Origin of the sequence: uncultured Amaricoccus sp. (genome assembly GCF_937858865.1) — a bacterium.
Lineage (GTDB): Bacteria > Pseudomonadota > Alphaproteobacteria > Rhodobacterales > Rhodobacteraceae > Amaricoccus.
Window position 1 is genome coordinate 1 of sequence record NZ_CALLYO010000531.1, and the last position, 6,802, is coordinate 6,802.

Sequence of the window (6,802 nt, forward strand, 5' to 3'; positions counted from 1 at the left end):
AGTAGACGCGCAGCCGGTACTCGAGGCTCATGCTCCGGTGTGCCTGATCGCGCGGACGCGGCCCGCGCCGTCGACCTCGCAGGTATGCACCCGCTCGCCGCCGGCGCCCTGCGCATCGGTCACCGTGACGAGCCCCAGGCCGGTCCCGGTCGTTCCGGTCCAGGTCGCCGAGACCGCGCCGACGTCCTTGCCGACGTGTGCCGCCACCGCCGCGGCACAGGCCGCGACCTCGGCCGCATGGCTTTCCGGCGCCGGCGCCGGCGCCGCGGCGCAGCCGGCCAGAAGCAGCAGCAGCCCCGCCATGCGCATGGTCATCCTCCGCTCGCGCCGCACGCCCTTGCGACAAGACAAGCCGGCCCCGCACCACGGCGGGGCCGGAAAGGCTGTTCCGGGGCCGACCGGGCCAGCCCTGTGCCGCGTCACTGCGGCTGGAAGCTCGTGACGGTGCCGTCGGGCGAGGCCACGCAGTTGTAGCCGACGCCGCCGGCGACGACACTGTAGATCGTATCACCGAGCTTGGTCGAGGAAACGGCGGTCGCGGTGACGGTCGCGGGATCGACGCCGGCGGCCGCGGCGCCCTGCGCGATGCAGGCCTGCTCGCCCGGGTTGAGGATCGGGGCGGGGGGCGGCGGCTCCTGCTTGGCGCAGGCCGCGATGGCGATCGGCACGATCAGGGTCAGAGCAAGGCTCGTTCTGGTCATTCTTGTCCCTCCAGGCCCGTGGCTCGCAACGCAAGCGGGCCCCTCCGGGGTAGCAAACCCCGGGGCCGGACGGCAACACGAACCGTCCGCGGCGGCGATCCTCCGCCGAACCGGGCCATGTCCGTCTGCGATCGGTGGCTTGGCCCCGGCCGGAAGAAGGGGGCCGTCTGCCCCCTCTTGGCCTTCGGCCAATTCACCCCCGAGGATATTTGCGGACCGAAGATGCCGCGGGCGGGCCGCCGAGCCCGGGGCGGTCAGCCGCCGTCGAAGAGATCGCCGGTCTCGCCGGCGGCGCGCGGGGGCGCGAGGCCGAGATGCGTCCAGGCGCGCGGGGCGAGCATCCGGCCGCGGGGGGTGCGCTGGATGAGGCCCTGCTGCAGCAGGAAGGGCTCGATGACCTCCTCGATGGCGTCGCGCACCTCGGCCAGCGCGGCGGAGATCGTCTCCACACCGACCGGGCCGCCGCCGTAGTTCTCGGCGAGGAGCTGCAGGTAGCGCCGGTCGGCGCCGTCGAGCCCGAGGTCGTCGACGCCGAGCCGGCCGAGCGCCCGGTCGGCGATCTCGCGGGTGATCTCGCCGCCGCCCTCGACGATGGCGAAGTCGGCCACCCGGCGGAGCAGCCGCCCGGCGATGCGCGGCGTCCCGCGCGCCCGCCGGGCGATCTCGCGCGCGCCCTCGGGGCTGGTGCCGACCTTCATCAGCCGCGCCGCGCGGGTCACGATCTGCACCAGCTCCTCGACGTCGTAGAACTCGAGCCGGGTCGGGATGCCGAAGCGGTCGCGCAGCGGCGTGGTGAGGAGGCCGAGCCGCGTCGTCGCGCCGACCAGGGTGAAGGGCTGCAGCTCGATCCGGACCGTGCGCGCCGCCGGGCCCTCGCCGATGACGAGATCGAGCTGGAAGTCCTCGAGCGCGGGGTAAAGGATTTCCTCCACTACCGGGGAAAGCCTGTGGATCTCGTCGATGAAGAGCACGTCGCGGGCGTCGAGGTTGGTCAGGATCGCCGCGAGATCCCCGGCCTTGGCGAGCACCGGCCCCGAGGTCATGCGGAAGTTCACCCCGAGCTCGCGCGCCATGATCTGCGCCAGCGTGGTCTTGCCGAGGCCGGGCGGGCCGTAGAAGAGCGCGTGGTCCATCGCCGCGCCGCGACGGCGGGCGCTCTCGATGAAGACGCGCAGGTTGGCCCGCGCCGCCTTCTGCCCGACGAACTCGTCGAGCGACTGCGGGCGGAGCGCGCGGTCGGCGTCCTCCAGCATCGGCTCGGGCCGGAGCGCGGGGTCTGGACCGGCCATCCGCTATCCCTTCGGCGCCAGCGCGCGCAGCGCCGCGCGGATCAGTCCGGCGGCGTCCACAGCCTCAGCCGCGGCGAGTGCCGCCGCCGCCTCGCCCGCGCCGTAGCCGAGATTGACCAGCGCGGAGAGCGCGTCGGCCTGTGCCTGCGCGTCGCCGGCCGCAGGGGTAACGGGCGCCGCGCGCGGCGTCCGCGGCGCGATCGCCGCCGCCTCGCCGGCGGCCGGCGCCGCGCCGTGCGCGCCCATGGCGATGACCGCCGGCGCCTTGGCCTTCAGCTCGAGCACCACCCGCTGGGCGATCTTCGGGCCGATCCCCGGCGCGGCGCGGATGGCGGCGGCGTCCCCGAGCGAGAGCGCCCGCGCCACGCCCTCCGGCCCGAGCGCGCCGAGGATGGCGAGGGCCGCCCTGGCGCCCACCCCCTGCACCGTCATCAGCAGCCGGTGCCACTCGCGCTCGGCCAGCGTGCGGAAGCCGTAGAGCTGCATCAGGTCCTCGCGCACCAGGAGATCGGTGTAGAGCGCCACGGCTTCGCCCGGCGCCGGCATCGCCGCCAGCGTCCGGTCGGAGCAGTGCACGATGTAGCCGACGCTCCCGGTGTCGATCAGCACATGGTCGGCGCCGCGGTAGTCGAGCCGCCCGCTCACCTTGCCGATCATGCCCCGGCCCCCGCCAGCGCCGCCGCCAGGCGCCCGCGGAAGCGGGCGTGATGGGCGTGGCAGAGCGCGATCGCCAGCGCGTCCGCCGCGTCCGGCCCGGCGAGTTCGACCCCCGGCAGCTGCATCCGCACCATGTGCGCCACCTGCACCTTGTCGGCATGGCCGACGCCGACCACCACCTTCTTGACCGCATTCGGGGCATATTCGGCCACCGGCAGCCCGGCCTGCGCCGGCACGAGCAGCGCGATCCCCCGCGCCTGCCCGAGCTTCAGCGTGCCGGCCGCGTCCTTGTTCACGAAGGTCTGCTCCACCGCCGCCGCCGCCGGCCGCCAGGCCGCGATGACCGCGGTCAGCGCCAGATGCAGGCTGCAGAGCCGCGTCGCGAGGTCGCTCCCCTCCGAGCGGCAGACCCCGTTCGCCACGTGGCGGATCCGCGTCCCCTCGACGTCCACGACGCCCCAGCCGGTCCGCTGCAACCCGGGGTCGATTCCGATGACGCGCATTGGCGGTCCGTTCTGCTCCGCTGCCTCGCCCGCCTCTTAGCACGAAGAGAGAACATCCGCCAAGCGCCGCGTGCGGGCCCCGCATCGCGCCGCTTGCAGGAAACGCATGACTGCAATGCAGGAATCGCCGTTGTCCGCCATGTTGCGCCGCATCATATATCCGCCTGCGAGGAGGCCGGGCCAGCCGGTTCCCGCACGAGAGAGAGTTTCGAAGAATGTACGCGTCTGAAGTATCCCCGGCCGCCGCCCCGCTCGGGTCCGTCACCACGCTCCGCGTCGTCCAGCTCGCGCAGCGGGCGCTCGATGCCGTCGCCGCCTGGCACAAGGCCCGCGTCACCCGACGCGAGCTGCTGCTGCTCTCCGACCAGCAGCTTGCCGACATCGGCCTGGTCCGCGGCGCGATCGCCGAGGTTGCCGACAGCCTGGCCCGCCGCTGAGGCGAGGTCCGGCGCGGTCAGCCGCCGCGCCGGAGCACCAGCGTCACCCATTCCCCGATCCGCACCGGCCGCTCGGCCCGGTAGTCCCAGGCGCGGTAGACGGCGCTGACCGCCGCAGCCTGCCGTGCCAGGATGCCCGACAGGATCGCCATGCCGTGCGGCGGCTGGTGCGCCGCGACCTCCGGCGCCAGCCGGCGCAGCGGCCCGGCGAGGATGTTGGCGAAGACGAGGTCGTAAGGCGCGCCGGCGCGCAGGCGCGGGTGGCGCAAGCCGGCGGCCGTGACGCAGGCGATGCGTCCGCCGAGGCCGTTCGCCGCCACGTTCTCGCGCGCGGTCGCCGTCGCGAGCGGGTCGATGTCGCCCGCGATCGCCACCGCCGGCCAGACCGAGGCCGCCGCCATGGCGAGAACGCCCGTCCCGCCGCCGATGTCCGCGACGCTCCGCGCCACGAAGCCGCGCCGCGCCAGCCGCTCGAGCGCGACGAGGCACCCCTGGGTCGTGGCATGATGGCCGGTGCCGAAGGCCTGGGCGGCCTCGATCTCGAGGCGCACCCGGTTGACGGCGATCCTCTCCCGGTCGTGGCTGCCGTGGACGACGAAGCGCCCGGCATGCACCGGGGTGAGCTCGGCGCGCACCTGGGCGACCCAGTCGCGGTCCTCGACGCGGGTGACGGCGAAGTCGGCGGCGCCGTGGAGCCGCGCGAGGAGCGCGAGCCCGGCCGGATCGGGCGGCGCGTCGAAGAGCCCGTCCGCGTCCCAGAGCCCGCTGCCGTCGTCGTGGTCGTGCAGATCGCTCGCGAGCGGCGCGGGATCGAGCGTGTCGAGCGCGTCGCGCAGGGCGCGCGCGCGGGCCTCGCCCTCGAGCGCGGTCGTGGCGCGGAAAAGCGGCATCGCGGGTCTCCGGTTGGACGCCCGCGCTTAGCGACGCGGCGGGCGCGCGGTCAAGCCCCGAGGCCGATCGGGCAGGAGACGCCGGTGCCGCCGATGCCGCAGTAGCCGCCGGGGTTCTTGGCGAGATACTGCTGGTGGTAGTCCTCGGCGTGGAAGAAGGGCGGGGCGTCGCGGATCTCGGTGGTGATCCGGCCGTGTCCGGCGGCGGCGAGGCGCTCCTGGTAGGCGGCGCGCGAGGCCTCGGCCGCGGCGCGCTGCTCCGGGGTGAAGGCGTAGACGGCCGAACGGTACTGGGTGCCGAGGTCGTTGCCCTGGCGCATCCCCTGGGTCGGGTCGTGCCCCTCCCAGAAGGTCCTGAGCAGCGTCTCGTAGCTCGTCTCCTTCGGGTCGTAGACGACGAGGACGACCTCGGTGTGCCCGGTCTGCCCGCTGCAGACCTCGCGATAGGTCGGGTTCGGCGTCGCGCCGCCGGCATAGCCCGCGACCGTAACCCAGACCCCGGGCAGCTTCCAGAAGAGCCGCTCCACCCCCCAGAAGCAGCCCATGCCGAAGACCGCCTGCTCGAGCCCCTCGGGCCAGGGGCCCTTGAGCGGGTGGCCGTTCACGAAATGCGTCTCGGCGGTCGGGATCGGGTCGGGCCGGCCGGGCAGCGCCTCGCCGGGGGCGGGCAGGGCGGATTTCTTGCTCAGGAGGTCGAACAGCATCGGGGGCGCCTCTCGCTTGCGGGTGCAGCGGAATCTAGCTATCACGCGCCGCTTTCCAAGGTGCGGCCGGGCGGGGCGAGATGCTTGACGAAGCGCCACCCGGCGACCGCCGCCACCGTGCCGACGACGACGCCGGCCAGCGCCTGGCCGTAGACGACGCCCGGCGCACCGACGGCGTTCGAGAGCGCCCAGGCGAGCGGGTACATGGCGAGCCCGTCGCGGGTCCAGTTGAAGAGCGTCGAGCGCAGCGGCCGGCCGAGCGTGTTGAAGGCGGCGTTGGCGACGAAGAGGGCGCCGGTGAAGACGAAGCCGCCGGCGGCGAGCCCGACGAAGGCGAGGAAGACCTCGGCGCCCTCCGGCCCGAGGCGGAAGACCGCGACGATCTGGTGGCGCAGCAGGAAGAGGATGGCCCAGGTCGCCGCGGTATAGGCGGCGCAGAAGAGGAGGGCGTCGCGGTAGGTGCTGCGCACCCGGCTCATCAGGCGGGCGCCGTAGTTCTGCCCGAGGATGCCGCCGATCGCGCCGGAGAGCGCGAAGATGCCGCCGAAGGCGAGCACGGTCATCCGCGTCACCACCGCCCAGCCGGCCACGGCGCCGTCGCCATGCGCGGCGATCAGGCTGGTCAGCAGGTAGTTGCCGAAGGGGGTGGAGAGCTGGGTGACGCTGGCCGGCAGGGCGATCAGGAAGAAGGGGCGCGCGAAGCCGGCGATCTGCCGCGGGCGGGCCGGCCCCAGCAGGCGGTGCGGGCGCAGCAGGTACCAGATGGCGAGGAGGCCGGAGGTGCCGCGCGCTGCCACCATCACCCAGGCCGCGCCCTCGAGGCGGAAGTCGAGCAGGATGATGAAGATCGGATCGAGCACCATGGCGATCAGCCCGGCGACCAGCGTCACCGACATCGAGCGCCAGGCGTCGCCGGCGGCGCGCAGGATCGAGCCGCCGGTCATCCCGAGCGCGAGGAACGGCATGGCCGGCGAGGTGACGAGCAGGAACCGGCTCGCCTCGGCCGCCGCCTCGCCGCGCGCCCCGGCCAGCGCGAGCAGCGGATCGCGGAAGGCGACGACGAGCGCGGCGACCGCCGCCTGCACCAGGAAGGTGATGACGAGCGCCGAGGTCGCGCCGATGCGCGCGCCGGCGATGTCGCCCTCGCCGAGCGAGCGGCTGACGAGCGCGGTGGCGGCGATGGCGATGCCGATCCCGGAGGAGATGATGAAGAAGATGACCGTCCAGGCGAAGCCGAGCGCCGCTACCAGCCGCTCGTCGCCGAGGCGGGAGACCCAGAAGAGCGTCGCCGCGTCGATCAGGAACATGAAGGTGAGGCCGATGGCGCCGGTCAGCGTCATCACCACGACGTGGCGCAGCGTCGAGCCTTCGGTGAAACGGGCGCGTGCCACTCAGGCGGCCGGGCGGAAGCGGCCGCCTCGGGCCCCGAAATGCGTGCAACGAAGTTTTAACAAGTATATTCCTTTTGATAACATGTAGTTACCTATAGTTTCGCGCGCGAAATCCTCCGATCGCGCCTCTCGGGTCAGGTCGCCAGCACGTTCTCGAACTGCCAGGGATCGCTCTCGTCGATCTCCTCGGCGAACTGCGGCCAGCGGGTCGAGATCGGGGTCCAGTCGGT

At 73.6% G+C, this 6,802-nt stretch carries 9 protein-coding genes; 1 reads left to right on the plus strand and 8 read right to left on the minus strand.

Features of this window, described 5'->3' with window-relative positions; all coding sequences use genetic code 11:
- Positions 1 to 27: 27 nt before the first annotated feature.
- From Q0112_RS15505 to ruvC, 5 genes are all read right to left on the minus strand, one after another.
- The gene (locus tag Q0112_RS15505; protein WP_297976850.1) at positions 28 to 315 is read right to left on the minus strand and encodes a hypothetical protein; all 288 of its coding nucleotides are present in this window, start codon (positions 313 to 315) and stop codon (positions 28 to 30) included.
- 104 nt (positions 316 to 419) lie between these two features.
- Positions 420 to 701, minus strand: coding sequence for a hypothetical protein (locus tag Q0112_RS15510; RefSeq protein ID WP_297976852.1), 282 nt, complete (start codon positions 699 to 701; stop codon positions 420 to 422).
- A gap of 254 nt (positions 702 to 955) precedes the next feature.
- Positions 956 to 1,990 (minus strand): Holliday junction branch migration DNA helicase RuvB, encoded by a 1,035-nt coding sequence (ruvB, locus tag Q0112_RS15515; RefSeq protein ID WP_297976855.1) that lies wholly within the window; start codon positions 1,988 to 1,990, stop codon positions 956 to 958.
- Positions 1,991 to 1,993: 3 nt separating this feature from the next.
- Entirely contained in the window at positions 1,994 to 2,647 is a 654-nt protein-coding gene (gene ruvA / locus Q0112_RS15520; RefSeq protein ID WP_297976857.1) for a Holliday junction branch migration protein RuvA, read from the minus strand.
- Positions 2,644 to 3,150 (minus strand): crossover junction endodeoxyribonuclease RuvC, encoded by a 507-nt coding sequence (gene ruvC / locus Q0112_RS15525; protein ID WP_297976859.1) that lies wholly within the window; start codon positions 3,148 to 3,150, stop codon positions 2,644 to 2,646. Before ruvC ends, ruvA begins: the two co-directional genes overlap by 4 nt.
- A gap of 215 nt (positions 3,151 to 3,365) precedes the next feature.
- On the opposite strand from ruvC, the gene Q0112_RS15530 reads away from it, so the two are divergent.
- Complete coding sequence (locus tag Q0112_RS15530) at positions 3,366 to 3,587, plus strand: DUF1127 domain-containing protein (protein WP_297976861.1); 222 nt, start codon at positions 3,366 to 3,368, stop codon at positions 3,585 to 3,587.
- Positions 3,588 to 3,604: 17 nt separating this feature from the next.
- Here Q0112_RS15530 and Q0112_RS15535 read toward each other — a convergent pair whose 3' ends face one another.
- From Q0112_RS15535 to Q0112_RS15545, 3 genes are read right to left on the minus strand one after another with little or no spacing between them, the layout of a single operon-like run.
- Complete coding sequence (locus Q0112_RS15535; RefSeq protein WP_297976862.1) at positions 3,605 to 4,477, minus strand: 50S ribosomal protein L11 methyltransferase; 873 nt, start codon at positions 4,475 to 4,477, stop codon at positions 3,605 to 3,607.
- Between the two features lie 50 nt (positions 4,478 to 4,527).
- Entirely contained in the window at positions 4,528 to 5,178 is a 651-nt protein-coding gene (gene msrA / locus Q0112_RS15540) for a peptide-methionine (S)-S-oxide reductase MsrA (protein ID WP_297976866.1), read from the minus strand.
- Between the two features lie 44 nt (positions 5,179 to 5,222).
- A complete protein-coding gene (locus tag Q0112_RS15545; protein ID WP_297976864.1) occupies positions 5,223 to 6,572 on the minus strand; it encodes an MATE family efflux transporter in 1,350 nt (449 codons plus the stop codon).
- Positions 6,573 to 6,802 lie beyond the last annotated feature (230 nt).